General features: G+C 59.3%; 22 protein-coding genes. 8 read left to right on the forward strand and 14 right to left on the reverse strand.

Going from position 1 to position 26,389, the window contains the following annotated elements:
- Positions 1 to 46: 46 nt before the first annotated feature.
- Positions 47 to 937 (reverse strand): oxidoreductase, encoded by an 891-nt coding sequence (locus ACJTMZ_RS07705; RefSeq protein ID WP_032105017.1) that lies wholly within the window; start codon positions 935 to 937, stop codon positions 47 to 49.
- A 105-nt stretch (positions 938 to 1,042) separates the two neighbouring features.
- On the opposite strand from ACJTMZ_RS07705, the gene ACJTMZ_RS07710 reads away from it, so the two are divergent.
- Entirely contained in the window at positions 1,043 to 2,164 is a 1,122-nt protein-coding gene (locus ACJTMZ_RS07710) for a YbdK family carboxylate-amine ligase (protein WP_015571201.1), read from the forward strand.
- Here the strand turns inward: ACJTMZ_RS07710 and ACJTMZ_RS07715 are convergent.
- The 3 genes from ACJTMZ_RS07715 to ACJTMZ_RS07725 all read right to left on the reverse strand — a co-directional run bounded on the left by ACJTMZ_RS07715 (position 2,094) and on the right by ACJTMZ_RS07725 (position 9,138).
- Positions 2,094 to 5,249: an efflux RND transporter permease subunit gene (locus ACJTMZ_RS07715; protein WP_408626893.1), complete on the reverse strand. Its 3,156-nt coding sequence runs from the start codon at positions 5,247 to 5,249 to the stop codon at positions 2,094 to 2,096. The two genes, ACJTMZ_RS07710 and ACJTMZ_RS07715, sit on opposite strands and share 71 nt — an antisense overlap.
- A 9-nt stretch (positions 5,250 to 5,258) precedes the next feature.
- The gene (locus ACJTMZ_RS07720) at positions 5,259 to 6,323 is read right to left on the reverse strand and encodes an efflux RND transporter periplasmic adaptor subunit (protein ID WP_023303242.1); all 1,065 of its coding nucleotides are present in this window, start codon (positions 6,321 to 6,323) and stop codon (positions 5,259 to 5,261) included.
- Positions 6,324 to 6,429: 106 nt separating this feature from the next.
- Positions 6,430 to 9,138 carry a cation-transporting P-type ATPase gene (locus ACJTMZ_RS07725; RefSeq protein WP_408626894.1) on the reverse strand — a complete coding sequence of 903 codons (2,709 nt, stop codon included), beginning with the start codon at positions 9,136 to 9,138 and terminating at the stop codon, positions 6,430 to 6,432.
- Positions 9,139 to 9,626: 488 nt separating this feature from the next.
- Here ACJTMZ_RS07725 and ACJTMZ_RS07730 point away from each other — a divergent pair, with 488 nt between their 5' ends.
- Positions 9,627 to 9,875 (forward strand): DUF1158 domain-containing protein, encoded by a 249-nt coding sequence (locus ACJTMZ_RS07730; RefSeq protein ID WP_003858875.1) that lies wholly within the window; start codon positions 9,627 to 9,629, stop codon positions 9,873 to 9,875.
- Here the strand turns inward: ACJTMZ_RS07730 and ACJTMZ_RS07735 are convergent.
- Positions 9,861 to 11,429: an alpha/beta hydrolase-fold protein gene (locus tag ACJTMZ_RS07735; RefSeq protein ID WP_063136471.1), complete on the reverse strand. Its 1,569-nt coding sequence runs from the start codon at positions 11,427 to 11,429 to the stop codon at positions 9,861 to 9,863. The genes ACJTMZ_RS07730 and ACJTMZ_RS07735 overlap by 15 nt on opposite strands.
- Before the next feature lie 123 nt (positions 11,430 to 11,552).
- On the opposite strand from ACJTMZ_RS07735, the gene ACJTMZ_RS07740 reads away from it, so the two are divergent.
- A complete protein-coding gene (locus ACJTMZ_RS07740) occupies positions 11,553 to 13,697 on the forward strand; it encodes a TonB-dependent siderophore receptor (protein ID WP_063151096.1) in 2,145 nt (714 codons plus the stop codon).
- A 106-nt stretch (positions 13,698 to 13,803) separates the two neighbouring features.
- On the opposite strand, the gene ACJTMZ_RS07745 is transcribed toward ACJTMZ_RS07740, so the two are convergent.
- Positions 13,804 to 14,145, reverse strand: coding sequence for a RamA family antibiotic efflux transcriptional regulator (locus ACJTMZ_RS07745; RefSeq protein WP_017694370.1), 342 nt, complete (start codon positions 14,143 to 14,145; stop codon positions 13,804 to 13,806).
- Positions 14,146 to 14,177: 32 nt separating this feature from the next.
- Positions 14,178 to 15,281, reverse strand: a complete 1,104-nt coding sequence (locus tag ACJTMZ_RS07750) for a RomA family MBL fold metallo-hydrolase (protein WP_213811975.1) — start codon at positions 15,279 to 15,281, stop codon at positions 14,178 to 14,180.
- A gap of 191 nt (positions 15,282 to 15,472) precedes the next feature.
- Here ACJTMZ_RS07750 and ACJTMZ_RS07755 point away from each other — a divergent pair, with 191 nt between their 5' ends.
- From ACJTMZ_RS07755 to nfsB, 3 genes are all read left to right on the forward strand, one after another.
- Positions 15,473 to 16,063: a TetR/AcrR family transcriptional regulator gene (locus tag ACJTMZ_RS07755; RefSeq protein WP_003858882.1), complete on the forward strand. Its 591-nt coding sequence runs from the start codon at positions 15,473 to 15,475 to the stop codon at positions 16,061 to 16,063.
- Positions 16,053 to 16,421 carry an MmcQ/YjbR family DNA-binding protein gene (locus ACJTMZ_RS07760; RefSeq protein WP_003858883.1) on the forward strand — a complete coding sequence of 123 codons (369 nt, stop codon included), beginning with the start codon at positions 16,053 to 16,055 and terminating at the stop codon, positions 16,419 to 16,421. The genes ACJTMZ_RS07755 and ACJTMZ_RS07760 overlap by 11 nt, the downstream gene beginning before the upstream one ends.
- A gap of 120 nt (positions 16,422 to 16,541) precedes the next feature.
- Positions 16,542 to 17,195, forward strand: a complete 654-nt coding sequence (gene nfsB, locus ACJTMZ_RS07765) for an oxygen-insensitive NAD(P)H nitroreductase (RefSeq protein ID WP_003858884.1) — start codon at positions 16,542 to 16,544, stop codon at positions 17,193 to 17,195.
- Positions 17,196 to 17,231: 36 nt separating this feature from the next.
- Here nfsB and ACJTMZ_RS07770 read toward each other — a convergent pair whose 3' ends face one another.
- The 3 genes from ACJTMZ_RS07770 to ACJTMZ_RS07780 all read right to left on the reverse strand — a co-directional run bounded on the left by ACJTMZ_RS07770 (position 17,232) and on the right by ACJTMZ_RS07780 (position 18,838).
- On the reverse strand, positions 17,232 to 17,519 hold the full coding sequence (locus ACJTMZ_RS07770) for a helix-turn-helix transcriptional regulator (protein WP_015571209.1): 288 nt from the start codon (positions 17,517 to 17,519) through the stop codon (positions 17,232 to 17,234).
- The gene (locus tag ACJTMZ_RS07775) at positions 17,500 to 17,829 is read right to left on the reverse strand and encodes a type II toxin-antitoxin system RelE/ParE family toxin (RefSeq protein ID WP_017382553.1); all 330 of its coding nucleotides are present in this window, start codon (positions 17,827 to 17,829) and stop codon (positions 17,500 to 17,502) included. The genes ACJTMZ_RS07770 and ACJTMZ_RS07775 overlap by 20 nt, the downstream gene beginning before the upstream one ends.
- Before the next feature lie 139 nt (positions 17,830 to 17,968).
- Entirely contained in the window at positions 17,969 to 18,838 is an 870-nt protein-coding gene (locus ACJTMZ_RS07780) for a helix-turn-helix transcriptional regulator (RefSeq protein ID WP_017382554.1), read from the reverse strand.
- A gap of 107 nt (positions 18,839 to 18,945) precedes the next feature.
- Between ACJTMZ_RS07780 and ACJTMZ_RS07785 the strand changes: the two genes are divergently transcribed.
- Both ACJTMZ_RS07785 and ACJTMZ_RS07790 read left to right on the forward strand, forming a co-directional pair.
- Positions 18,946 to 20,382, forward strand: a complete 1,437-nt coding sequence (locus tag ACJTMZ_RS07785) for an MFS transporter (protein WP_015571211.1) — start codon at positions 18,946 to 18,948, stop codon at positions 20,380 to 20,382.
- A 67-nt stretch (positions 20,383 to 20,449) separates the two neighbouring features.
- Positions 20,450 to 21,694: a mechanosensitive ion channel family protein gene (locus tag ACJTMZ_RS07790; RefSeq protein ID WP_015571212.1), complete on the forward strand. Its 1,245-nt coding sequence runs from the start codon at positions 20,450 to 20,452 to the stop codon at positions 21,692 to 21,694.
- Here ACJTMZ_RS07790 and ACJTMZ_RS07795 read toward each other — a convergent pair whose 3' ends face one another.
- The 4 genes from ACJTMZ_RS07795 to ACJTMZ_RS07810 form a co-directional block, all read right to left on the reverse strand.
- Entirely contained in the window at positions 21,695 to 22,666 is a 972-nt protein-coding gene (locus ACJTMZ_RS07795; RefSeq protein ID WP_015571213.1) for a LacI family DNA-binding transcriptional regulator, read from the reverse strand.
- A gap of 75 nt (positions 22,667 to 22,741) precedes the next feature.
- Positions 22,742 to 23,884 (reverse strand): Gfo/Idh/MocA family oxidoreductase, encoded by a 1,143-nt coding sequence (locus ACJTMZ_RS07800; protein WP_252010906.1) that lies wholly within the window; start codon positions 23,882 to 23,884, stop codon positions 22,742 to 22,744.
- Complete coding sequence (locus tag ACJTMZ_RS07805; protein ID WP_192969447.1) at positions 23,877 to 24,902, reverse strand: sugar phosphate isomerase/epimerase; 1,026 nt, start codon at positions 24,900 to 24,902, stop codon at positions 23,877 to 23,879. The genes ACJTMZ_RS07800 and ACJTMZ_RS07805 overlap by 8 nt, the downstream gene beginning before the upstream one ends.
- Positions 24,903 to 24,917: 15 nt before the next feature.
- A complete protein-coding gene (locus ACJTMZ_RS07810) occupies positions 24,918 to 26,153 on the reverse strand; it encodes an MFS transporter (RefSeq protein WP_063138404.1) in 1,236 nt (411 codons plus the stop codon).
- Between the last annotated feature and the right edge of the window lie 236 nt (positions 26,154 to 26,389).

Raw genomic sequence — 26,389 nt, forward strand, 5'->3', positions numbered from 1 at the left:
TACCCGGCGCACAACGGCCGGGTCTTCCTTCTCGCCAGACCCTGGCTCACCCCGGCCCCTCACTCCCCGCCGCCAGCAGCGGCACCACCACGTCGCTGACGGGCACCGCAATCCCGTGCCTGCGGCCATAGCGCTGGATCACGCCGTTGCGTATGTCCCACTCCATCGGGCGATCCGCCTGACGGTCGGCAAGGATCGACGTGCCTAAATCCACTGGCGCACGCTGGAAGTTCGCCAGAATCTCCTGGGCCACCGCATCGTCCAGCTTCGCCCCTTCGGCGCGGGCGACGGTAAGCCCCTCGCGCAGGTAGGCCAGCGCCAGCTCGCTGATATCCTCGCGCCTGAACATCCCGGCGCGGCGATTGGCCAGCACCATCAGCCCGGCGACCGCGTTTTGCAACAGCTTGCGCCAGGCGACGGTAGTGAAATCTGTCGAGAGCTCAACGTCACAGCGCGTGCCGCGAAGCGCCTCCACCACCCGCTGCGCCTGCGGCACGTCCGGCAGCGTAAGGCGCGGTTTGGCGCGCAGCCAGACGGAGGCATCCGGCTCGCGCTGGGCAGGGAACCAGACCACCGAGGGCAGCACCGTTGCGCCATTGACCAAAGGCGCAAGCTGGGCTTTCTGCTCCACGCCGTTTTGCAGCGCGCAGACCACGGTGTTTTCATCGCACAGAGCGCGCAGCCACCCGGCGCTGTCGGCATTTTGCGTCGTTTTGACCGCCAAAAAAACGAGGTCAACGGGGCGCGTAATGACGCTGGGATCGGTGAGTACCGGACCGGGCACCACAATTTCACCCTCATCATGACGCAGGCGCAGTTCCGGATGCGCGGTGCGCCCACACAGCAGCGGCGTGCGGCCCGCTTCATGCAGCACCGCGGCGATGGTGGTCCCAATCGCACCGGGTCCTGTCAGCGCAATGGTTGGATAGTCAGACATGGATCACTCCCCTTTTGCTAAGCCTGCTATCAGTTATACCACCCTGAAAAGAGCGCGCCACGCCCATTGTCTATACTCAACTCATAACAGACAACGGAGTGCGCCATGCCTTTACCCGACTTCAAATCCTCTGAACCTTATACCCTCGGCATTGAGCTCGAACTCCAGGTGGTTAACCCGCCGGGTTACGATCTGAGCCAGGACTCCTCTGCCCTCATCGCCGCCGTCAAAGACGACATCAAAGGGGGGGAAGTCAAACACGACATCACCGAAAGCATGCTCGAAATCGCCACCGGCGTGTGCCAGACCATCGACCAGGCAGCGGCGCAGTTTTCAGTGATGCAGCAGAGCATCCTGCGCGCGGCGGAAGATCAGCATATCCAGATCTGCGGCGGTGGGACGCATCCGTTCCAGAAATGGCAGCGGCAGGAAGTGTGCGACGACGAGCGCTATAACGTCACGCTGGAGCGCTTTGGCTATCTGATTTTGCAGGCGACGGTGTTCGGCCAGCACGTACACGTCGGCTGTCGGACCGGGGACGACGCCATTTACCTGCTGCACGGCCTGTCGCGCTTTGTGCCGCACTTTATCGCCCTGGCCGCCGCATCACCGTATATGCAGGGCACGGACACGAAGTTCGCCTCATCGCGTCTCAACATCTTCTCGGGCTTCCCGGATAACGGTCAGATGCCGTGGGTCAACAGCTGGCAGGAGTTCGAGGGGCTGTTCCGCCGCCTGAGCTCCACCAGCATGATCGACAGCATTAAGGATCTGCACTGGGACATCCGCCCCAGCCCGCACTTCGGCACCGTCGAGGTGCGGGTGATGGATACGCCGCTGACGCTCAGCCACGCCATTAACATCGCCGGGCTTATTCAGGCGACGTCGCACTGGCTGCTGACCGCGCGGCCCTATAAGCATCAGGAACGGGATTTTCTGCTCTATCGCTTTAACCGTTTTCAGGCCTGTCGCTACGGGCTGGAAGGCATTCTGACGGACGTACATACCGGCGAGCACAAAACCGTGGCAGAAGATATCGCCTGGCTGCTCGAGCAGGTTGCGCCGTCGGCCGAGAAGCTCGGCGCGACAAGCGCAATCAATGAGATTGCCCTGCTGTTAAAGCAGGGCAAGAGCGAGGCGCAGCGCATGCGGGACTTTATCGCCGATGGCGGCTCGCTGATTTCTCTGGTGCAGAAGCACTGTGAGCTGTGGGCGACGAGTCCGTAAGGCCGTGGCCCCACTCGCGCAGGCGCTGGAACAGCACGAACAGCGCCGGGATAAACACTATCCCCACCACGGTCGCCACCAGCATGCCGCTGAACACCGTAGTGCCGATGATGCGGCGGCTCTGGGCACCCGCCCCGGTCGCCAGCATCATCGGCAGGACGCCGATAATGAACGACACGGCGGTCATCATTACCGCGCGGAAGCGGCGCGATGCCCCCTCCCGTGCGGCATCGACAATCGCCATTCCATCCATGCGCCGGGCGCGGGCAAACTCCACGATAAGAATTGCGTTCTTGGCGGCGAGGGCTATCAGTAGCACCAGACCTATCTGCACGTATACGTCGTTGGCATAGCCCGTCAGCCACAGCCAGACCAGCGCCCCGCCGATGGCGAACAGCACTGAGAGCATCACGCTCGCCGGCAGCGTCCAGCTCTCGTACTGGGCGACGAGGAACAGCCACGCCATCACCACCGCCGCCAGCACGATCCATATCGCCTGATTGCCGGTCTGCTGCTCCTGATACGACATGCCGCTCCAGGCGTAGTCGTACCCGGCTGGCAGGTTTTCCGCCAGAATCTCGCCCATCGCCGCCATTGCGGTGCTGCTGCTCACCCCTTCCGCTGCCGAGCCGCTCACCGATACCGACGGGAACTGGTTGTACTGCTGAATAAATGGCGCGCCGACGGTCGGCGTGATGGTGATGAGGTTGCTCAGACGCACCCGCTCGCCGCTGTTGCTGCGCACGAACAGCTCGCTGATTTGCTCCGCGCGCTCGCGCCACTGCATCTCGTTCTGCATCACTACGTGGTAGACGCGGTTGTTGACGCTGAAATCCCCGGCGCGCGTGCCGCCAAAGGCGGTTTGCAGGCTGCTGAAGATGCGTGACACCGGCACGTCGAGGCGGGCCGCGCGCTCGCGGTCAACGGTGAGCGTCATCTGCGGTACGTTGCTGCTCCAGGTGGTGAACACGCGGCTCAGCTGCGGGTTCTGGTTGGCTTTCGCCAGCACCTCACGCGTCACGCGCTCCAGCTCCGCCGGACTTTGCCCCGCCTGCGCCTGAATGCGCAGGTCGAAGCCGGAGGCGTTGCCCAGCCCCGGCAGCGTCGGCGGCGCAAAGGTCATGATGGTGGCTTCCGGCAGGGCCAGCAGCTGGCGCTGAAGGATGCCCATCACCTCATCCAGCGGCGGACGCTCGCTCCAGTCTTTGAGCATGATGGAGATAAACCCGCCGTTCGATGCGCTGGTGCCGTTGAGGATGTTAAACCCGGAGACCTGAATCACGTCTTCTACCGCCGGGTTGTTAGCGATCAGCTCGCGCGCGGTGGTCATCACCGCTTCGGTGCGCTCCAGCGAGGCTGCCTCCGGCAGCTGGACGCTGGCGAAGAAGTAGCCCTGATCCTCCTGCGGCAGGAAGCCCTTTGGCATCGACATGAAGCTGAATACCACCACCGCCGCCGCACCCGCGGTGGCCAGCAGCGCCAGCCACGGGCGCAGGTTTAAAACGTTCACGATGCGGGTGTAGAAACCGCGCGTGGCGTCCAGCCCGTGGTTAAAGGCGCGATAGAGTGCCGCAGGTTTCTCCGGTCGCGGGCGCAGCAACAGCGCGCACAGGGCGGGCGTAAGAGTCAACGCCACGAGGCTTGAGAGCGTGACGGCGGTGGAGAGCGTCACCGCGAACTGGCGGTACAGCTCGCCCACAATCCCCGGCAAGAGCGCCACCGGCACAAACACCGCCAGCAGCACCAGCGTGGTGGCAATCACTGGCCCAGCGATCTGACGCAGCGCCAGCGCGGTCGCCGCCGTCCGGCTCTGCCCTTCCGCCATCAGCGTTTCGACGCTCTCCACCACCACGATGGCGTCATCCACTACCATGGTCAGCGCCAGAATGATGGCGAACAGGCTCAGCGTATTGGCGGAGTAGCCGAGCGTATAGAGCACCGCGAAGGTGCCCACCAGCGACACCGGAATGGCAAGGGCAACAATCAGCGTCGCGCGCCAGCTTTGCAGGAACAGGGACACCACGACCACCACCGCCAGCATCGTCAGCGCCAGCGAGACGCCAATCTCTTTGATGGTGGCGGCCACAAAGGAGGTGGTGTCGAATTTGACTTCATAGACCAGATCGTCCGGGAAGCGCGTGGATAACCGTTTCAGCTCCGCGCGCACCGCATCGGCCACGCGCAGGGCGTTAGCGGACGGCGTCGGGTAGATGCCGAGGTAGGCGGAGTCGTGCCCGTTCAGCTGCGCGCCAGAGCTGTAGCTGCGCGAGCCAAGCTCGATGGTGGCGACGTCCTTCAGGCGCACCAGCTGACCCATCTCCCCGGCGCGGATAATGATGTTGGCAAAGTCGTCGGCCTGATTTAAGCGCCCCAGCCCGTTAATGGTCAGGGTCTGCTGCTGGCCGTTAAACACCGGCGGCGTGCCGACCTGGCCTGCCGCCCCCTGCACGTTCTGCTCGCGCAGCGCCTGCGCCACGTCATCGCTGGTCACGTTCAGGGCGTTCATGCGGTCCGGGCGCAGCCAGATGCGCATGCTGTAGTCCCGTGCGCCAAACATCTGTACCTGCCCGACGCCCGGCAGACGCGACAGCGCCTCGCGCACCTGGGTGCTGGCGTAGTTGCTGACGAACAGCGGCGTGTGGGTGTTGTTCGGTGAGTAAAGGCTTACCCCCATCATCAGGTTGGTGGCGCGCTTGCGCACCTGCACGCCGTTTTGCTGCGCCTCGGTCGGCAGCTGCGCCACGGCCTGCGCCACGCGGTTCTGCACGTCGATGGCGGCGAGATCCGGGTCGGTGCCTGCCGCAAAGGTAATGTTCAGGCTATAGCTACCCTCGTCCGAACTGGTGGACTCCATATAGAGCATATGATCCACCCCGTTCAGCTGGGTTTCCAGCGGCGTGGCGATGGCCTCCGCCACGTCAGCCGAGCTGGCGCCCGGCCATGACGCTGACACATTCACGACCGGCGGGGTGATCTGCGGGTACTGCTCCACCGGAATAATCCTCAGCGCGAAGGCCCCCAGCAGGGTGATGACCAGCGCAATCACCATCGCAAAGCGCGGGCGTTTGATGAAAAACGTCAGCATGATGGCTCCTTAATTCAGTATCTGGACGGCAACGCCTGGCTGCACGCGCTGCGCACCGTCAGTAATCGCTCGCTCACCGGGCTTCAGGCCGGAGGCAATCTGGAACTGCTGGCCGATCTGTACGGCGACCTTCAGCGGACGCATTTCGGCTTTATCCTCGGCGTTAACCACCCATGCGAAGAACCCGTCGCCATTCTGCTGTACGGCAGCGGCGGGCAGAGTCAGCACTGGTTGCTCACTTGACGGACGCAGGTAGACGTTCACGTTGCCGCCGGGCAGCAGCTGATGGCGCGGGTTGGCGAACTCGGCGCGCAGCATCACGCTGGCGGTGCGCGGGTCGATGCGGTTGTCCACGGAGGTGAGTTCCCCGCTGATGCGCTGGCCGTTGCTGTCAATCAGCGCCTGCCAGGCCTGCTTCATGGCGCTGATATCCGCATGCTGTCCGGCTTTAGTGGCAAACGTGCCCTCTTCCAGCGCAAAGGCAATGCGGATGGGATCGAGCTGTACCACCTCCACCAGCACACCGCTGGCAGGATTCACCAGGCTGCCGACGTGAAAGTTGCTGTGCCCCACGCGCCCGTCAATCGGTGAGGTAATGCGCGTGTAGTTGAGGGTGACGCTGCGGGTGTCGAGCCGGGCTTTCGCCTGCTCCAGCGCGGCGCTCGCTACGTCGCGCTGCATGCGGGCGTTGTCCACGTCGTGGCGGCTGATGGCGTTGCTGCTGCCCAGGCTTTCGAAGCGTGACAGCTGCTGCTGCGCCTGACGCAGCGTGGCTTCGGCGCTTCTCACTTCGGCCTGCGCCAGACGCAGGGCGGCGCGCGGCTCGGCGTCGTCCAGTTCGAACAACACGTCGCCTTTTTTCACGTACTGCCCGTCGCGGAAGTGGATTCTGGTGATGACGCCTTCCGTGCGGGCGCGCAGTTCAACGGTGTGGATAGCTTCAATGCGACCCGGGATCTGACGCTCGGCGGCGTGGGCGGTCTGCTCCACGGTGGCGACACGCACGGGAATGGCCGCGGCGAATGCGGGTGGCAGGGTGCAGGCGAGGAGCGCGAACAGGAGTGGGAATTTCATGGGAGTACCTCGGCGTTGTTTTCCCTCACCCCGGCCCTCTCCCACAGGGAGAGGGAGGTCAGAGTTCCCTCTCCCTGTGGGAGAGGGTTAGGGTGAGGGCAAAAGGTTATGCAGCCTTACGGAACCTGCGGGTCAGTCGCTTCTCGATTTCGACGACGAAGAACATCACGCCCGCCACCGCCAGCGTCACGAACCAGTAGCGCAGCGGCAGCGCTTCGGTGCCGAACAGCATCTGCATAAACGGCAGGTAGATAATCGCCGCCTGGAGCAGGAACAGTACGCCCGTTACCAGCCAGATCCCTTTGTTCGCCAGCAGGCCGCGGTTCAGGGAGAACCCGTCGGTGTTGCGGCAGTTAATCATGTATACCCACTGGGCGCAGACCAGCATCTGCAACAGCACGGTGCGGATGAACTCCGCGCTGTGGCCGCGCGGGGCCAGCCAGGCTTCCAGCGCAAAGGCGGCGATGGCAATCATGGTGCCGACGAAGGCCACGCGCCAGACGGCGTAGGCGTCCATCACGTGCTGCCCGGTCTGACGCGGCGGGCGGCGCATAATGTTGCGCTCGGCGGCCTCGAAGGCCAGGCCGAAGGAGAGCGTGGCGGAGGTCGCCATGTTCATCCACAGGATCAGCACTGGCGTCAGCGGAATGATGTTCCCCGCCAGCAGCGCAATCACAATCAATAGCCCCTGCGCCAGGTTGGTCGGCATGATGAACAGAATGGTCTTCTTCAGGTTGTCGTAAACGCGACGTCCCTCTTTCACCGCGCTGGCGATGGTGGCGAAGTTATCGTCCGTCAGGACCATGTCCGCCGCCTCTTTGGTCACTTCCGTGCCTTTGATGCCCATCGCGATACCCACGTCCGCCTGGCGCAGCGCCGGGGCATCGTTCACGCCGTCACCGGTCATGCCGACGATTTCGCCTTTGTCCTGCAACGCTTTCACCAGGCGCAGCTTATGCTCCGGGCTGGTACGGGCGAAGATGTCATACTTCACCGCCGCTTCCGCCAGCTCGGCGTCGTCCATCTTCTCCAGCTGGTAGCCGGTAACCGCCTGCTCGCTGTTGGTGATCCCCAGCATCTGGCCGATGCTCATCGCCGTCTGCGGGTGATCCCCAGTGATCATCTTCACGCGGATCCCCGCCTGCTGGCAGGCGTTAATCGCCTCAATCGCTTCCGGACGCGGCGGATCCATCATCCCGGCAATGCCGAGGAAGATCAGACCGTGGCTCAGGTCGTCGTGAGTTAATGCCTGCTCGCCGTTCGCTGGCTTGAACGCCGCGGCGACCATGCGCAGCCCCTGACGCGCATAGCGCTCCATCTCCGTTTCCCAGCACGCGCGGTCAAAGGCTTGCGCACCGTTGCGGGTCTGCTGCTGCTCACACAGGGCGAAAATCACGTCCGGCGCGCCGGTAATCAAAATCTGCTCCTCACTGCCAATCTGGTAGTGGGTGCTCATGTACTTGTACTGAGAGTCGAACGGGATCTTGTTAACCAGCGTGGTCACGACCGGCTCGAGGTGGGCCTTGGCCGCCAGCACCTTCAGCGCGCCCTCGGTTGGCCCGCCGGTGATGCCCCACAGGCCACGCTCGTCCTGAATCAGCTGGCTGTCGTTACACAGGTCGATGGTGCGCAGATACTGCTCCAGCACGGTGCCCGGCTGGATCTGCACCGGCTCGTCGCTGCCTTCGAGGTAGATGTTGCCCACCGGCTCGTAGCTGTTGCCGTCCACGCGATAGCAGGTGTCGGCGGTGATGATGGCTTTCACCGTCATCTCGTTCATGGTCAGGGTGCCGGTTTTATCCGAGCAGACCACGGTCATCGCGCCCAGGGTTTCAACCGTCGGCAGCTTGCGGATAATCGCCCGCTTGCGCGCCATCGCCTGTACGCCCAGCGAGAGGATGATGGAGATAATCGCTGGCAGACCTTCCGGTACGGAGGCTACCGCCAGGCTAATCAGGGAGAGCAGCAGCTCGCCCATCGGGATCTCGCGGAACACCAGGCTGAAGACAAACAGCGCGGCCATCATCGCCAGAATGATGGCGAAGATCGCTTTACCCAGCTTGTCCATCTGCACCAGCAGCGGGGTGCGGTGTTTTTCAATGCCCGCCATCATCTGGTTGATGTGGCCGAGTTCGGTCTCCTGGCCCGTGGCAATGACCACGCCAACGCCGCCGCCCGCGCTTACCGTCGTACCGGAAAAGACCAGGTTCGTGCGGTCGCCCAGCGGTAATTCGCCGTTCAGCGGGTTCGTGTGTTTATCCACCACGGTGGATTCACCGGTCAGAATTGCCTCTTCCACGCGTAAATTATGCGCTTCGATTAAGCGCATATCCGCCGGTATACGATCTCCTGCGCGCAACACAATAATATCGCCCGGGACGATTTCCGTCGTCGGGATAGTTTCATGGTTGCCGTTACGAATAACGCGCGCCTCGCTGGAGAGCATATTGCGAATACTCTTCAGGGATTTTTCCGCGTTACTTTCCTGAATGTGGCCAATTAAGGCATTGATTACCGCCACGCCCAGAATAACCAGCGTATCAACCCAGTGTCCCATTACTGCCGTTAATACGGCGGCTGCCAGCAGGACGTAAATCAGGACATCGTTAAAATGCGCGAGAAAACGCAGCCAGCCCGGCTTGCCTTTTTTCTCCGGCAGCGCGTTCGGGCCATGCTTCTGTAAACGCGCCTGCGCCTCGGCACGGTCCAGGCCATTAGCCTGGCTCTGCGCCTGAGCAAGCACCTGCTCTACGGTCTGCTGGTACGCCTGCCCGCCTGCGGGTGGCATATTCTGCGAGAAATTTTTTTTGGTCATGGTATTTTTCCTTCAATATCCGGTGGACGGAAGCCGGAATTCCTTTCTGGCTTTAAATAATTCATTTTTAAGTCTTGCGGGTTAAATTGATCTACCGCAATATATTGACTACCCGGTTATTCAAAACTGATTAAAATTATTTCGACGCGTTGATTTTTACAAAATATTTCTAAACCAACACTAAACGAGGAGGAAGCATGTTTGGTATTTATCGCGGACGGCGTCTGGCGTTATACATTGTCGCAGCCATTGTTATTGCGACGTTAATTGGATATAGCACCTATAGCTTTGTAAAATTATTTTCGTGAGAAAGACGTTTATTTACATAACGCGATATTAATTTAATCGCCCCGAAAATATTATCTATTTTCTGTTATTAATTCGCAGAATAACGGTGGCCTTTTACCCAATTTTGCCAGCGGGGATGATATTGCTTTACGTTTCAGGATGCCGGACAATGACATTTTTAACTGACGATTAACATTACGATGAAACACCCGTTAGAATCGCTGCTCACCGCAGGGGGCATTTTGCTGATGGCCCTGCTCTCCTGCCTGCTGTTACCCGCGCCGTCGCTGGGTCTGGTGCTGGCGCAGAAGCTGGTTCAGACCTTTCATATGGTCGATCTGAATCAGCTGTACACCATTCTGTTCTGTCTGTGGTTTTTGGTGCTCGGCGCCATCGAATTCTTTATCCTGCGTTTCATCTGGCGCCGCTGGTTTTCACTGGCGTCGTAAGCCAGTGAGATCGCGCATCCCGTGGATCAGCGCTTCACACCAGGCCGCGTAGTCGTGGCCGCTGGATGAGGGGTGGAAGCTGACGCGGTAGCCTTTATTCCTCAGCACCTGTTCAAAATCCTGCGTGGTGCGATAGATGCCGCCGCCCGGTCCCGTGGTTTCAAACTTCCCGGCCTGTAACCAGAAGCGCACCGGATACGGTGGAGACTGTTGGTACTGACGCGTCAGCCAGCCGGGAGCGTCACCTTCTGGTGCCCACCAGTAAGAACCGGAAAGGCTCAGCACGTTGCCAAACAGGCGCGGATAGCGCAGCGCCACCCATGAAGAGGCAATTCCCCCGTAGCTTGATCCTGCCAGTACGGTTTTCTGCCGCTGCATGCCGATGCCCTTCCCCCGCAGCCACGGCAGCAGCTCGTGCGCCATAAAGTCAGCAAAATCCGGGTTCGGCGGCAGCTCGTTGCCGCGACGGGCGTGATCGAGGCTGTCGATAAACACCACGTTAATCGGAGGCAGGTGATGTCGGGCAATCAGACCGTCCAGCACGTTGGCAAAATGGTATTCGTCCTGATAAACCTGTCCGTCGAAAAGGATGAGCGTCCAGCGTGCAGGCTGTGCGCCGCGCGGTTGGTAGATCATCACGTCGCGGGCATTGCCGAGGATGTTGCTGCTCAGCCTCTGGCGGCTCAACATCCCGTGTAACAGCGGCTGTGCCGTAGCCCGAACGGAGCAGTAGCGCGCCGGGCTGAGATCGAGCAGAGAATAGCGATTCCAGCGATCGGTCTTCTGCTCCCCAAAGCTATTCGGGTTAAGCGGATCGGCCTGCGCGCTTACCAGGATGGCACGGCGTTGATCGCGGGCAGAGCCTTCAACGATCGGCACATCGGGGGCGAGCTTGTACTGCATCACCGTATCAGCGGGGACCACGTAGCTGCGGAACCAGACGTCGCTGTTGCCCAGACGGAACAGCGGATCGTGATCCCCCGCCGGAGAGCCGAGAATGAAGACGTTATCCCGCGCGCCGCGCCACAGAAAGGTCACCCGCTTATGGCTCGCATCTACCGGCTCCACCATCGGCGTTCCCTGTCGACGCTGCGCCTGCCAGAACGCCTCGGTACTTCCACCGGCAGAAATGACGTTTGCCAGCGCCTTCAGCGTCGGGCTTTCTGGCGCCAGCATCTGCACGCGTGGTAACGGAGAGGTCTCTTTCATCCGCCACTGAAAACGCCACGGCTTGCCAGCTTCGCCGTGTAGCACCAGCGAGGTGTTCTGTTTCACCGGCAGGGCAAACAGCAGCGTGTGTTCCCCGTCCGCAGGACCGTTTTCGATCAGCGTGCGGATGCGACGGTTTTGCCCATCCAGCAGGCGCGCATCCGTCACGCCATGCAGCGTGGCGGAAACGTAATTTTCATCCAGCTCGGGCAGGGAGAAGCAGACTTCGCCGCTGGCATCAAACTTTCCCTGAACATCGCCCTGCCGGGACGACTGCTCGCACGTTGCCGCCACGGCGGGCAGCGCGCCGATCCCCAGCAGCAACCCACTCCATACCCTCTTCATTACCGCTTGTTCCCCAACGAAATTTGTTAACAACGCTAATGCAAATGGTAATAATTTGCAATATCATCAACGGCGTTTTACCGGTGTTTTTATGGCGATAGCAACCAAGGATGTTCAATAAAAATGTTTAAAAATAATAAGATAATGCAGCTCTGGCTGCTGAGTCTGGCGACGACCAGCGTCGCGGCTCAGGCAGAAACGAAAGAAGAAACGATTACGGTGACGCAGGGCGTGAGTGAAGAGCCCACTGCGCCCGTAAAAGGCATTGTGGCGACGAAAACGCTCTCCGCCACCAAGACCAGCGCGGAGATCGTGAAGACACCGCAGTCGGTATCGGTGATCACCCGCGATCAGATGAACATGCAGGACGTCACCTCCGTTTCGCAGGCGCTGCGCTACTCGGCGGGCGTGTTTACCGAGTACCGGGGCTCGTCTAACCGTAACGACGAGGTGTTTGTGCGCGGCTTTAGCTACGTGCCGAAATTCCTCGACGGCTTAAGCTTTGGCGCAACGGCTTCCTCACAGACGGGCACAGTTGACCCGTGGCTGCTGGAGCGCGTGGAGCTGGTGCGCGGCCCGGCGTCGGTGCTGTTTGGACAGGTGAATCCGGGCGGGTTAATCAGTATGACCAGCAAGCGCCCGACGGCGGAGGCCATTCACAACGTGCAGTTCCGCACCGGCAATAACGATCTCGCCGAAGGTGCGTTTGATTTCGGCGGCAAGCTGAGCGACGACGGCCGCGTGCTGTATCGCGTGAACGGTATCGCCCGTACGCAGCATAATCAGGTGGACGATTATAAAGAGACGCGGATGGCGATCGCCCCGGCGATCACCTGGTACCCGAACGATCAGACCCGCTTTACGCTGCTGACCAGCTACCAGAAAGATCCGGATGCCGGATACCGCAACTTCCTGCCCGCGTATGGCACGGTGAAAAGTGCCGACGGGAAGTACATCCCGCGCGACTTTAACGTCAGCGATCCGAATTACAATCAATCCTGGCGCGAGCAGACGATGATTGGCTACGAGCTGGAACACCAGTTCGCCGACAACCTCACCTTCCGCCAGAACGCCCGTTACGCCACCATCAAGCAGAAATATCGTTATCTGGTTTACGCCAACAGCACGGCCAACAGCACGGTGTTGACCCGTCGCGCCCAGCGTGAAGAGCGCACGACCAACGAATTTGGCCTTGATAACCAGCTGGAATATCTGCTGGAGACCGGAAGCGTCAACCACACCCTGCTCGGCGGGTTTGATTACAAGACCAGTAAGGATAAACAGCTGCTGGCGCGCGGGAGCGGCTCACAGTATGACCTCGACTGGACAAACCCGGTTTACGGCGTGAACGTGGATGAAAGTACCTTCAAAACGGCCACCGACGAGCAGCAAAATCTCGACCAGATGGGCCTGTATCTTCAGGATCAGATGAGCTGGAACAACTGGGAGTGGCTGGTTTCCGGGCGCTACGACTGGAGCGAAGTGCGTACCAACGACTTCACCGATAACAGCTTTACGCAGCAGAACGACAGCAAATTTACCTGGCGCACTGGCCTGCTGTACGCGTTTGATTCTGGCCTGTCGCCGTACATCAGCTACAGCACCTCGTTTGAACCGAACCTGCAAACCAACCGTGCGCCGGGCGTCGCGCCATTCAGGCCCACTACCGGGGAGCAGACCGAGATTGGTCTGAAATATCAGCCGGTCGACACCACGCTGATGACCCTGGCGCTGTACGATTTGACTCAGGACAACGTCGCGACCTATAACAGCGCTGAAGGCTGGTTCGAAAATGCGGGCAAGGTGCGTTCGAAAGGCGCTGAAGCGGAAATCCACGCCACGCTGATGGATAACATCAACCTGATTGGCTCCTACACTTACACCGATGCAAAAACCGAAAGCACCACGGTGGCGGGAACTGAAGGCAAAACGCCTGCGCGCATTCCAGCGCATATGGCATCGGCGTTCGCCAGCTATACCGTTCCGGGCGGAGCGCTGAAGAGCCTGACCGCTGGCGTGGGGATGCGCTACATCGGCACCAGCTACGGCGATGCGAAGAACACCTTCAAGGTGCCATCGGTGGATCTGTATGACGCGATGCTGCGCTACGATCTGGGCGAGATGAACCGCAGCCTGAAAGGGGCAAGCGTGCAGTTCAACGTCAATAACGTGGCAGACACGAAGTATGTGGCGTCATGCGCAAGCGATACGGCGTGCTTCTACGGGATTGGCCGGACGGTGACGGCAACGGTGAATTATCGGTGGTAAGTGATTTGTAGGCCCGGTAAGCGCAGCGCCACCGGGCAACTTAGGGCACCGGGCCCACAAAAAAGCCGGGTGGCGGCTACGCCTTACCCGGCCTACACGCGACATGTTAATGTGTCTGGCTATGGTTCTCTTTACGGTACGCACCCGGCGGCTGGTTGAAGGTGCGGGTAAAGATGCGGGTAAACGTCTGCTGCGAGTCAAACCCGTAGCGCAGGCAGATATCGTACACGCGCTCGTCTGACTCACGCAGATCGCGCGCCGCCATCAGCAGCTTGCGTTCGCGGATGTAGCGCCCCAGACTTTCGCCTTTGTACTGCATAAACAGCCGCTGTAAATGCCATTTTGAGTAACCCGCATGGCGGGCAATCTCTTCGATGCGTAACGGCTGGTGTAGATTGTCATCAATCCATTCGACAATCGTATCAATGACCTGAGCGGAAATCGTCATACTGCTCTCCCCCTCTGCTTCTCGCTTAAACATTATTCCCACCACTCGCGAAATTGTTGCGTGGTATCACTCACCCGCACGGGCTCGCCCAGCTCCGGCGTCAGAAGCCGGTAGTTTTTATCCTTACTGGCTTTCGCCAGCTGGATCAGTGGATCGTTCCAGGTATGTTTCGCCAGCACAAAACGCCCGTTATGTCCCGGTACGACCGCTTTGGCATTGAGATCTGCCGAGGCCTGCGCCGTTTCTGCCGGGTGCATATGGATGTACTTCCAGTCCTGGTCGTACTGGCCGTTTTCCATGATGGCTAAGTCAACTCCGCCAAACTGCTCGCCAATCGCTTTGAAATGCGGGCCGTAACCGGAGTCTCCGCTGTAGTAGACCTTTCGCTCTGGGGTGACAAACATAAAGCTGCCCCACAGGGTCTGGTTACGCTTAATGCCGCGCCCGGAAAAATGGCGCGCCGGCAGAACGTAAATCGTCAGCGTATCGCTGATATGCACCGACTGGTTCCAGTCCCGCTCGTCGATAATCTCAGGGTTCATCCCCCAGTAGCGCAGATGCGACCCCACGCCCAGCGGGGTGACCACGCGCTTAACCTTCGGCAGCAGCGCCTTGATGGTGGCGTAATCCAGATGGTCATAGTGATCGTGGGAGATAATCAGCAGGTCGATCTCCGGCATGCTCTCCGCACGCCACGGGTACTCCCCCGCAAACGCTTTATTGAGGAAGGAGAACGGTGCGGCGTAGCTACTCAGAACCGGATCGATCAGGATGCGTTTCCCCGCCAGCTGCATATACCAGGAGGAGTGGCCGAGCCACACCAGCGTGTCCTGTTCAGGCGACAGGCTCGCCAGATCGGTTTTCACCAGCGGCAGCGGCTGCGCAGGACGGGCGTTTTCGGTTTTACGGGTAAGGAACTGCCACCACGCCACCAGCATATTTTGTTGCCCGGTAAAGCCCGGCGTAGGGAGCGTGTTATGGAATTGCCCGTCGCGATAGTGCGGAGAGGCTTCCACTTCAGAGAGCTGCGCACCCTGCGGTGGCTGGCCAAATCCGGCATTCAGTACAAACGGTAAACTGGCAGCTGAAGCAATAATCATGACTAACACCACGCAGATGAATAGAGGCTTTTTCATTTCCTGACCCGCCTACGCGCCCCATCCGATGGTTTGCGCGGGTGACACTTGATTATGAGTGAGTAAGCACTCATTATAGATAGGATGATTACGCCGTCAAGAAGGTTTTCGTTCTTTGACATTCCGCGTTGCAGCGTATCAAGGCTCGTGTTTCAATCAGGGCTTTTACAATTGACGGGAGGAAAAATTTAGTGGCACGTCCGAAGAGTGAAGATAAAAAACAGGCCTTACTGGAAGCAGCAACGGCTGCGTTTGCGCAGTCAGGTATTGCCGCCTCAACGGCGTTAATTGCCCGTAATGCGGGCGTCGCTGAAGGGACACTGTTTCGCTACTTTGCTACCAAAGACGATCTGCTGAATGCCCTCTACCTGCATCTGAAGCAGGATCTCTGCCAGACCATGCTGGCGAATCTCGATCGCACCATCACCGAGCCAAAAGAGCATACCCGCAATATCTGGAACAGCTATGTAGACTGGGGCATTCGTAACCCCCTGGCGCATGCGGCTATCCGCCAGATTGGCGTCAGTGAAAAGCTGAACGCAGAAACCGAGCAGGCGGTGAAAGACATGTTCCCGGAACTGCATGAACTGTGTCGTCGTTCGATCCGCCCGGTGTTTATGTCTGACGAGTTTAAGACCTTCGGTGATGCAATGTTCTTATCGCTGGCTGAAACCACCATGGAGTTTGCCGCGCGCGATCCGTCCCGTGCCGTCGATTTTAAAGCGCTGGGCTTTGAAGCCATGTGGCGCGGGCTTGCTGAGGAAGATAACCATGGACAGTAAATCCTTGCAGGAACATGCCAGACGCGTCGCGCTGGAGATGCCTTTTACCGAACATTGCTGGCCGTTTGGCCCGGAGTATGACGTATTTAAGGTGGGCGGGAAAATTTTTATGCTGATGGCGACCGCACACGGTCGGGCCCACGTCAGCCTGAAATCCGATCCGGAAAAATCGCTGCTCAATCAGCAGATCTACCGTGGCGTGGAGCCCGGTTACCATCTGAATAAAAAACACTGGATCTCACTTTATGGCACGGACGACATCACGCCTGAACTGGTCACCGACCTGATTACGGATTCGTGGAATCTGGTCGTTGATAAACTGCCGAAAAAAGATCAGAAGTGGATTCGGCCAGCCTGATTGTTCGTCTGAGACGAACAGAATAAGCGCTCGAATCGCACTTATCTTTTCCCGCTTCGCGCGGTAATCTGCTTTCCTTTCACGCCCGCCCGCGGGCGAATTTCATCACCAGGAGTTGTTATGGATATTATTTCTGTCGCCCTGAAACGCCACTCTACCAAGGCGTTCGACCCAGCCAAAAAACTGACCGCAGAAGAAGCGGAAAAAATCAAAACGCTGCTGCAATACAGCCCGTCCAGCACCAACTCCCAGCCGTGGCACTTTATTGTTGCCAGCACTGAAGAGGGTAAAGCGCGCGTGGCAAAATCCGCGGCGGGCACCTATGTGTTTAACGAACGCAAAATGCTGGATGCCTCTCACGTGGTGGTGTTCTGCGCGAAAACCGCGATGGACGATGCCTGGCTTGAGCGCGTTGTCGATCAGGAAGAGGCTGACGGCCGTTTCGCCACGCCAGAAGCAAAAGCCGCGAACCACAAAGGCCGCTGCTATTTTGCCGACATGCACCGCGTGGATCTGAAAGATGACGACCAGTGGATGGCGAAGCAGGTTTACCTGAACGTCGGCAACTTCCTGCTGGGCGTGGCCGCGATGGGCCTGGATGCGGTACCCATCGAAGGGTTTGACGCCGCGATCCTCGACGAAGAGTTTGGCCTGAAAGAGAAAGGCTTCACCAGCCTGGTGGTGGTCCCGGTCGGGCATCACAGCGTGGAAGATTTCAACGCCACGCTGCCGAAATCTCGCCTGCCGCTGAGCACGATTGTGACTGAATGCTAAGCGCTTCTGGCACGCCGGCTATCGGCGTGCCCGTTTTCAGTAAAGCGTTATCTGCGGATGCTTTACCCCGCACACCAGCGCATAACGCGTTAATGTATCGAGACTCGCCCGGGTAATATTTGCTTCCATTCGTGATACCGTCGGTGCGCTGACGCCCATCCGCTCCGCCACCTGGGCGCGCGTCAGACCAGCATGATTGCGCCATTGCGCCAGCATCTCCCGCAGGCGTTCCTTGCGCTCTTCTGCATCAAAGGAAGCCTGAACTTCTGAATCGCTTAACAGTTCAGCTCTGAGTTCGTCCCAGTCAATAATCTTTTTGCTCATCCAACATCTCCTGTTGTCGTTTCAGTGCCAGACGGAGTTCAGCAGAGGGCGTTTTTTGCGTCTTCTTGATAAACACCCGCAGCAGAAAAATGGTTCTTTCCCGCTGATAAACGTAGATCCCACGAGTATGGATCAGCCCGACGGTTCGGATTTCGAACAAACCATTGGGTAAGGGTTTGCTGTCAGGTTCACGCAATACTGTCGGGTTGTTGCGTAATTTATCAAGCTGGCGAATCAGCTTCGCCTGTACTCCCGCAGGCAATGAGAGGATCTCCTCCCTGACTGCCGCATGAACGATAAGTCTGAACACTGTATTTCATCCCTGATAATATTAGCATGTAAGGCAATTTGCATTAAAGGCTAATTTTGCCTTTCGTGATTCACCTTACCAGCTTATTCCAGGCAGGACCGGATCCGCGTTGATTCCCTGAAAGCCCCTCGCAAAAAACTTATTTCCCCTGCTCCGCCAGCCACGCCATCGCCCTCTCCCCTGCCTCATCCACGGGTAAATAGACCAGCAGCCGCGATCCGTTTCGCGGCGCAGAGTACCAGTACATCTGCTGGAGATGAAAATCCCCCAGCTCGGGATGGGTGAACAGCTTGAGCTGGTTCTCCACGCCGCGCACGTCGTTACGCTGGTGCCACAGGGTTTTGAACTCTTCGGACACCGCAAAAAAACGCGCCAGCTTCGCTTCCCAGAGCGGGTCGCCCCGGTGCTCAGCCATGGCCGCGCGGAAGTAGGAGACGAAAATCGGCAGCACGTCGTCACGTTTGCCGAGCCGCGCGCGCCACGCCGGATGGGTGAGGAACAGGTAAATACAGTTGCGATCTTCCGGCGGGATGGCGTTGAAATCGACGCCCATCAGGTGGCCGAAGCTGTCGTTCCACGCCACGATATCGAAATTCGGTTTCTGAATACTGGCAGGTTTCGGCATCAGGGTATCCAGCAGGCGTCGCGTGCCTTCGCTGATCCCCTCGCAGCACACCGCCTGCGGGGCTTCACCCGGCGGCAAACCGGCGAGCACAAAAAGATGTCGGGCTTCGGTCGGGGTGCATTGCAGCGCTTTTGCAATGGCGGCCATCACCGCGCTGGACGGATTGACGTCCCGGCCCTGCTCCAGCCAGGTGTACCAGGTCACGCCGACATCCGCGAGCATTGCCACCTCCTCCCGACGCAGGCCCGGCGTGCGGCGGCGGCCGCTGCGCGGTAAGCCGAGGCGCTGCGGATCGAGGCTTTCGCGCCGGGCACGCAAAAACGCGCCCAGCTGCTTGCGGGTGTCATCCTGGAGAGAGGTGACAGGTTCAGACATCAGCGCCATAACATCTCCTGCATGGTAGTACCAGTACCAGTATAAGCAAGAACTGGTACCCGTTTATCAGATGGTTGATGCTACGACTCTACGCTGTTTGACGCAATGGAGTCACCATGAATACGTCAGTTGTTTCACCGGGTCGTGCGGGCCTGATATTGCTGTTAACCGGCCAGATGCTGCCGCTGATTGATACCTCAATCACCAACGTGGCGCTGGATTCCATCACCCATTCGTTACACGCCACCGCCACCGAACTGGAGCTGATCGTCGCCCTCTACGGCGTGGCCTTTGCCGTCTGCCTGGCCCCCGGCAGCAAGCTGGGCGATAACCTTGGCCGCCGTCGCCTGTTTATGTGGGGCGTGGCGTGTTTTGGCCTAGCCTCGCTGCTGTGCGGCATGGCAGGAAATATCGAACAGTTGCTTGGCGCGCGCATTATGCAGGGTGCAGGCGCCGCGCTGATCATGCCGCAAATTCTCGCGACGTTGCATGTGACGTTAAAAGGAACGGCACACGCCAGAGCGATCAGCCTGTTCGGGGGTATCGGCGGAATTGCGTTTATCGTCGGCCAGATGGGTGGCGGCTGGCTGGTGTCGGCGGACATCGCCGGGCTGGGCTGGCGCAACGCCTTCTTTATCAACGTGCCGATTTGTCTGGTGGTGCTGGCGCTGAGCCGTCGCTACGTGCCGGAAACCCGCCGCGACACGCCGTCGCGCATTGACTGGACCGGGACTGTCCTGCTGACGGCGATACTGTGCTGTCTGCTGTTCCCGATGGCGCTCGGCCCGCAGTGGCACTGGTCGTGGCCGCTGAAGGCCGCACTGCTGGCGATTGTGCCGCTGGCCTGTTTGATGGTGCTGAACGCGCGCAAAAAAGAGCGTGAGAATGCCCACCCGCTCATCGCGCCGCGCCTGTTACAGCTGCGCAGCATCCGCTTTGGCGTGCTGATCGGGATACTCTTTTTCAGCGTCTGGTCCGGGTTCATGTTCTGTATGGCGCTGACCATGCAAAGCGGTCTGGGGATGGCGCCGTGGCAGTCCGGGAACAGCTTTATCGCGCTTGGCGTCACCTATTTTATTTCTGCCTGGTTCGCCCCACGCCTGATTGCCCGCTACAGCACCAGCGCCATCCTGCTGACCGGGCTTGCGATTCAGCTTGTCGGCCTGGTGGCGCTGATCGCCACGTTCCGTCACTGGGGAATGCAGAATACCGCGCTGACGCTGGCCCCGGCCACCGGGCTGGTGGGTTACGGGCAGGCGCTGATTGTAAACAGCTTCTACCGTATCGGGATGCGCGATATTCAGCCTGACGACGCGGGGGCCGCGAGCGCGATTTTAAGCACGCTGCAACAGGCTGCGCTGGGGCTTGGCCCGGCCATTTTCGGCGCGATTTTGCTGCACGGGCTGCAAAATCATCACGGAGATTACACCCAGGCGGTCAACGTCTTCCTGATGGTGGAAACGGCCATGATGGTGGTGCTGGCGCTGGTCACGCTGCGTATGCGCCATCGTCTGTGTTTACCGGTCGTCAAGGCCTGTCCGGCGACAAAATAAAACTGCCTGAATTTGCATAATAGATCCGCAGCCGCCATTATGGGGCTGCATCAATACAGGAGACGTTATGCAGGAATTAATTGCTCAGGTTGAAGAGTTAGGGATTGAAATTAATCACACCACCTCTTTAGTGATTATCTTTGGTATTATTTTTCTTACAGCCATTATCGTTCATTTTATTCTGCACAAAGTGGTGCTGCGCGCATTCGAGAAACGCGCCCAGGCCAGCAGTCATTTATGGTTGCAGATCATTACGCAGAACAAATTATTTCACCGTCTGGCGTTTACCCTCCAGGGGATAATCGTCAACGTTCAGGCGGTTCTGTGGCTGCAAAAAGGCAGCGAAGCGGCGGAATTACTCACCACCTGCGCGAAATTGTGGGTGATGGTTTATGCCCTGCTCTCCTTCTTCTCGTTGCTGGACGTGATTTTCAATCTGTCGCAGAAAATGGCTACCGCCTCGCAGCTGCCGCTGAAGGGGATATTCCAGGGCGTTAAGCTGGTGAGTGCCATTCTGGTAGGGATACTGATTATCTCCCTGCTGATCGGTCAGTCACCCGCCATTCTGATAAGCGGCCTGGGTGCGATGGCTGCCGTTCTGATGCTGGTCTTTAAAGACCCGATACTGGGCTTAGTGGCGGGCATTCAGCTCTCCGCCAACGACATGCTCAAGCTCGGCGACTGGCTGGAGATGCCGAAGTACGGCGCCAACGGCACGGTGACCGACATCGGCCTGACCACCGTTAAAGTGCGCAACTTCGATAACACCATCACCACCATCCCGACCTGGGCGCTGGTGTCCGATGCGTTCATCAACTGGAGCGGCATGTCCGCCTCCGGTGGTCGCCGCATCAAGCGTAGCCTGAATATCGATACCACCAGCATTCATTTCCTCGACGAGCAGGAGCAGCAGAAACTGATTCAGGCGAAACTGCTGAAGCCGTATCTGGCGGCGCGTCATGAGGAAATTAACCTGTGGAATCAGCAGAACGGCGAAGGGGAATCGGTATTAAACCTGCGCAAGATGACTAATATCGGCACCTTCCGTGCCTACCTGAATGAATATCTGCGTAACCACCCGCGCATTCGCAAAGATATGACGCTGATGGTGCGCCAGCTCGCGCCGGATGCCAACGGGCTGCCGATTGAAATATATGCCTTTACCAACACGGTGATCTGGGCGGAATACGAAGATATTCAGGCCGACATCTTCGATCATATTTTCGCGGTGGTAGATGAATTTGGCCTACGTATTCACCAGTCGCCAACCGGAAACGATATTCGCTCGCTGGCTGGCGTCATCGCCAGATAATCAGGAGCTGGCGCGGGAAATAAAGCGCCAGTCCATCATGACCCTTTCCGTGGGCGCATCCGGGTTGTCGATCTTATTTAACAGCAGATTGACCGCCTTGCGCCCGATATCCCGCGACGGCTGTTCAATAGTGGTGAGTGAAATCATCTCCGCCAGCTCAGTGCCGTCAAAGCCGACCACCGCGATATCTTCTGGCACCCGCAGCCCTGCCTGCTGAATGGCGCGCAGCGCCCCCGCCGCCAGCGTATCGGAAACGGCAAACACCGCATCCGGCGGGTTTGCTTTTAACAGGTTTTGCATCGCCGCCATGCCCGCACCAGAGCTGAGCTCACTGGCGTACTCCACCGCCTGATAGTCCAGATCCCGCAGGTGTATGACGCTCTTATAGCCGCGCTCGCGCAGACGGGCATATTTGTAGCTGAGGTCGTGGTTGATCAGCGCAATGCGTTTGCGTCCCCCGTCCGCAAGCTGGCTGACAACGTGCTGGGAGGCATCAACATCATTAATCCCCACGCAGGAGACCGCGCCCGCATCGGCGTATTCAGCGCACTGCACCCACGGCGCGTTGCCAATCAGCGCGGCCAGCTCCGGCAGTTTCGAGAATGCATCCATGGTGATAATGCCGTCGACGATTTTGCCGGAGAGCAGGCTTAAGCCCGAGCGGGAGCGCTCAATATCCGAGCCGGAGTTGCACAGCAGAATGCGATAGCCGTTCTTTTCTGCCTCGGCTTCGATGCCCTTCACCACTTCGGCGCAGAACGGGTTGGCGATGTTCGAGACCATCACCAGGATCATATAGCTGCGGGCAGTGCGCAGCTGACGCGCCAGCAGATTGGGCTGATAGTTACTCTCCTGGATCGCCTGCAAAACGCGCTCGCGGTTTTTCGCCTTCACGGTATCGCTGTTATTCAGTACGCGGGAGACCGTTGCCACGGATACCCCGGCCAGTTGAGCGATTTTCTGAATTGACATAGCGACGATACATCCTGCGGTTAGCGTTTTGTGCAGGCTACCATAAATTGATTGCCCGGCGAACCGGGCAATACGTCAGTATTCCACGCGCACCCAGCGCTGCTGCCGATGACTTTTCACAATCGCATCAATGATATACATCACACAGGCGCCATCGTGGAAGGTGGCAAACTGCGGATTATCCGGCATCGCGCCCGCCTGCACGGCACGGTAAAACTGCGCCATCATATTTTTAAAGGCATCCGGCCAGCCTTCAATGTGCCCGCCGGGGAAGTGGGCGCTGTCGGCCACGTCACGGTTCATCAGACCCGGATCGTCGCAGAGTATCTGGTTTGCCCTGGCGCGATGGCCGGCCCACAGCTGCTGCGGGATTTCCTGATCCCACGCCACCGACTGCTCGCTGCCGTTAATTTCAAAGGTCAGGCGATTTTTTCGCCCCGCGCTCACCTGCGAGACGCTAAAGCTGCCCTTGCTGCCGTCGTCAAAGCGGAACAGCACCGAGCCAAAGTCTTCGGTGGTGACCGGTTTGTCTTCATACTCCGCCTGTTCGTCATGGGAGAAGGTCTGATGACCGCCCGCGCTGGCCTTGCGCGTCGGCCAGACGGTGGATAAATCAGCCATCACCTCGGTAATGCGCCTGCCGGTCACATACTGTACCGTATCGCACCAGTGGGAGCCGATATCCGCCACCGCCCGCGACGCGCCGCCGAGCGCGGCATCAACCCGCCAGTTGTAGTCGGTTTCCAGCAGCATCCAGTCCTGTAAATAGCTGCCGTGCGAAGCAAACAGCCGCCCGAGGCTGCCCGCACGCATCATGCTCGCCGCCTGGCGCACCATCGCAAACTGGCGATAGACAAAACTCACGCCATGCACCACGCCTGCCTGCTCCGCCAGCGCCACCAGCTCGCGCGCCTCGTCCGGCGTCATGCACAGCGGCTTTTCGGAAAACACGTGCTTGCCCGCACGCAGGATCTGGCGGTTAATCTCCGCGTGCAGGTGGTTCGGCGTGCAGTTGTGCACCGCGTGCAGATTAGGGAGCGCGAGCAGTTCCTCCACGCTGGCACAGGCGTGCGGCACATTGAGCTGGCGCGCCTTTTCCTGCGCCTTAACGAGCGAGCCGTCACAGAGCGCGACCACCTGCACAAACCCGAGACGCCTGAGCGCCTCGATATGCGCCGGGCCAATAAACCCGCTGCCGATAATCCCGACGTTAATCATGGCTGCCCCCTGCGGCGAAATCATCAAACGCCCGTCCGGAAACCGGGATGATATGACGGCGGATAAATTCGCTGCCCTCACTCGCGCCGGTATCGCCATCCTTCAGGCAGCACTCCCACTCCAGCACTGCCCAGCCGTCGTAGTCGTACTGGGTCAGCTTGCTGAAAATGCCCTTAAAGTCGATCTGTCCGTCGCCGGGCGAGCGGAAGCGTCCGGCGCGGTTGATCCACGGCTGGTAGCCGCCGTAGACGCCGCTGCGCCCGCTGGGGCGGAACTCGGCGTCCTTCACGTGGAACGCTTTAATGCGCGCATGGTAGATATCGATAAAGGCCAGATAGTCCATCTGCTGGAGCAGCATATGGCTTGGATCGTAGAGAATATTACAGCGCGGATGGTTATCGACCAGCGCCAGAAAACGCTCGAAGGTGACGCCGTCGTGCAGATCTTCCCCCGGATGCAGCTCAAAGCAGACGTCCACGCCCTGCTCGTCGAAGGTATCCAGAATCGGCCGCCAGCGGGCTGCCAGCGCCTGGAACGCCTCCTGAAAGCGCTGCTCGTTGTGCGGCGGCCACGGATAGAAAAACGGCCAGGCCAGCGATCCGGAGAAGGTGGCGTGCGCTTTCAGGCCTAATCGGGCCGAGGCGACCGCCGCCTGCTTCAGCTTTTCCGTCGCCCACGCCTGACGCGCCGCCTCGTTACCCCGCACGGAAGCAGGGGCGAAGTGGTCAAACGCCTCGCTGTAAACCGGGTTTACCGCAACAAGCTGCCCTTCCAGATGGGTCGACAGCTCGCTGATGACCAGCCCATGCGCGGCCAGCCTGGCGGTGATGTCGTCGCAGTAGGCCTGACTCTCTGCGGCTTTCTCCACATCAAAAATATGCGGATGGTTGCAGGGGATCTGCACCGCTTTGTAACCCTTCCCCGCCGCCCATCCTGCCAGCCCGTCGAGCGTGTTGAAGGGCGCTTCCCCGCCAATAAACTGCGACAGAAAAATGCCCGGTCCTTTCATTGTCCTCATACCACCTCCTGAACGTTACGCCTTGTCATCGTCATACTTAAACGTGAGAAGGAAAATCAGCGCGATCGCCGCGGCAGCCACCGCCGGGATCCACCAGAATGTGACCCACGCCTGCGGCACGGTCTGTCCTGCCACCAGGCGGTTGTAGAGCGCGCCGGAAATCTGAGAGCCGAGCAGCATGCCGATGCCGTAGGTGAACATCACGATCATGCTCTGCGCCTGGCCTTTCACCTTTTCGCCCGCCACGCGGTCGGTGTAGATAAAGCCGACGACAAAGAAGAAATCGTAGCAGACGCCGTGGAGCAGAATGCCGAGATACAGCAGGATGCGCCCCTCCTCGCTGACGCCCAGCGCGAACATGGCATAACGTACGAACCACGCCAGCATGCCGATCAGCAGCATATATTTCACGCCCAGACGGCGGAACAGCAGAGGAATAACCAGCATGAAGACGATCTCAGACATCTGCCCGAAGGACATGGCGGTGCTGACGTCGGCAATGCCGGCATCCGCCAGATACGAGGCGGTGTAGGCGTAATAGGTGCCGAGCGGGACGGAGATCAGCATCGCGCAGACGGAGAAGACGAAGAAGTGGCGGGTTTTAAGCAGCGCGAAGGCGTCCGCGCAGAAGAGATCCCGCACCTTAACCGGCAGGCCTTTTGCCGGCGCTGGCGTGTGCGGCAGCGTCAGGCTGTAGACCGCCAGCAGCACGGAGCTGACCGCCGCCACCTGGAAGATGGTGACGCTGGACGCCACGCCGGTGACGCCGATGAAAATGCCCGCCGCGATCCAGCCGATGGTGCCGAACACGCGCACTACCGGGAAGGTTTTATCCACGTTCGCCAGGCTGTGAAACGCAATGTTGTTGGTCAGCGCCAGCGTCGGCATATAGCAGAGCGTGTAGCCAAACAGCAGGCCAATCAGCAGCGCGCCGTTCTCAGCAATCAACGCCCCCGGCACGAACCAGAGGATCGCCGCGCCCGCGAGGTGCATCACCGCCATCACCTTCTGCGAGGCGAAGAAGCGGTCCACCAGCATCCCGAGCACGAACGGCGAAAGAATGGAAGCGATGGGTCCGGCAGAGAACGCGTCGCCAATCAGCAAAGACATGTTGTGCCGGGTCATCACCAGGCCAAGCGTGACCGACCAGCTACCCCAGATAAAAAATTGCAGAAACATCATCAGCGACAGACGCGGCACCAGCAGCCGGTGCTGCGTTATCGCCTTTTCACTACTCTCAGTTGACACCATGATAAGCCTCACCCGGAAAAAGTAATCGATTACAAATTCGTTCAAATGAAAAGTAATCGATTACAAAATAAAGATCCTGTGGATCAAAACAGAATTGGGAGGGGAGTCACGATAAAGGTGAAGGGGAGGTGCCGGGTGACGGCTGCGCCTTACCCGGCCTCCGAACATGTAGGCCCGGTAAGCGCAGCGCCACCGGGCGTGAAGGCGGGCAGTGTGGTGCGGTCTGGTTTGGTGCG

It is taken from the genome of Enterobacter sp. DN, from assembly GCF_046054285.1.
GTDB classification, from domain to species: Bacteria; Pseudomonadota; Gammaproteobacteria; order Enterobacterales; family Enterobacteriaceae; genus Enterobacter; species Enterobacter hormaechei_C.

Coding starts and splice junctions, on each gene's coding strand:
- ACJTMZ_RS07705 (WP_032105017.1), bottom strand. CDS start 937: ATGTCTGACTATCCAACCATTGCGCTGACAGGACCCGGTGCGATTGGG.
- ACJTMZ_RS07710 (WP_015571201.1), top strand. CDS start 1,043: ATGCCTTTACCCGACTTCAAATCCTCTGAACCTTATACCCTCGGCATT.
- ACJTMZ_RS07715 (WP_408626893.1), bottom strand. CDS start 5,249: ATGCTGACGTTTTTCATCAAACGCCCGCGCTTTGCGATGGTGATTGCG.
- ACJTMZ_RS07720 (WP_023303242.1), bottom strand. CDS start 6,323: ATGAAATTCCCACTCCTGTTCGCGCTCCTCGCCTGCACCCTGCCACCC.
- ACJTMZ_RS07725 (WP_408626894.1), bottom strand. CDS start 9,138: ATGACCAAAAAAAATTTCTCGCAGAATATGCCACCCGCAGGCGGGCAG.
- ACJTMZ_RS07730 (WP_003858875.1), top strand. CDS start 9,627: ATGAAACACCCGTTAGAATCGCTGCTCACCGCAGGGGGCATTTTGCTG.
- ACJTMZ_RS07735 (WP_063136471.1), bottom strand. CDS start 11,429: ATGAAGAGGGTATGGAGTGGGTTGCTGCTGGGGATCGGCGCGCTGCCC.
- ACJTMZ_RS07740 (WP_063151096.1), top strand. CDS start 11,553: ATGTTTAAAAATAATAAGATAATGCAGCTCTGGCTGCTGAGTCTGGCG.
- ACJTMZ_RS07745 (WP_017694370.1), bottom strand. CDS start 14,145: ATGACGATTTCCGCTCAGGTCATTGATACGATTGTCGAATGGATTGAT.
- ACJTMZ_RS07750 (WP_213811975.1), bottom strand. CDS start 15,281: ATGAAAAAGCCTCTATTCATCTGCGTGGTGTTAGTCATGATTATTGCT.
- ACJTMZ_RS07760 (WP_003858883.1), top strand. CDS start 16,053: ATGGACAGTAAATCCTTGCAGGAACATGCCAGACGCGTCGCGCTGGAG.
- nfsB (WP_003858884.1), top strand. CDS start 16,542: ATGGATATTATTTCTGTCGCCCTGAAACGCCACTCTACCAAGGCGTTC.
- ACJTMZ_RS07770 (WP_015571209.1), bottom strand. CDS start 17,519: ATGAGCAAAAAGATTATTGACTGGGACGAACTCAGAGCTGAACTGTTA.
- ACJTMZ_RS07780 (WP_017382554.1), bottom strand. CDS start 18,838: ATGGCGCTGATGTCTGAACCTGTCACCTCTCTCCAGGATGACACCCGC.
- ACJTMZ_RS07785 (WP_015571211.1), top strand. CDS start 18,946: ATGAATACGTCAGTTGTTTCACCGGGTCGTGCGGGCCTGATATTGCTG.
- ACJTMZ_RS07790 (WP_015571212.1), top strand. CDS start 20,450: ATGCAGGAATTAATTGCTCAGGTTGAAGAGTTAGGGATTGAAATTAAT.
- ACJTMZ_RS07795 (WP_015571213.1), bottom strand. CDS start 22,666: ATGTCAATTCAGAAAATCGCTCAACTGGCCGGGGTATCCGTGGCAACG.
- ACJTMZ_RS07800 (WP_252010906.1), bottom strand. CDS start 23,884: ATGATTAACGTCGGGATTATCGGCAGCGGGTTTATTGGCCCGGCGCAT.
- ACJTMZ_RS07805 (WP_192969447.1), bottom strand. CDS start 24,902: ATGAGGACAATGAAAGGACCGGGCATTTTTCTGTCGCAGTTTATTGGC.
- ACJTMZ_RS07810 (WP_063138404.1), bottom strand. CDS start 26,153: ATGGTGTCAACTGAGAGTAGTGAAAAGGCGATAACGCAGCACCGGCTG.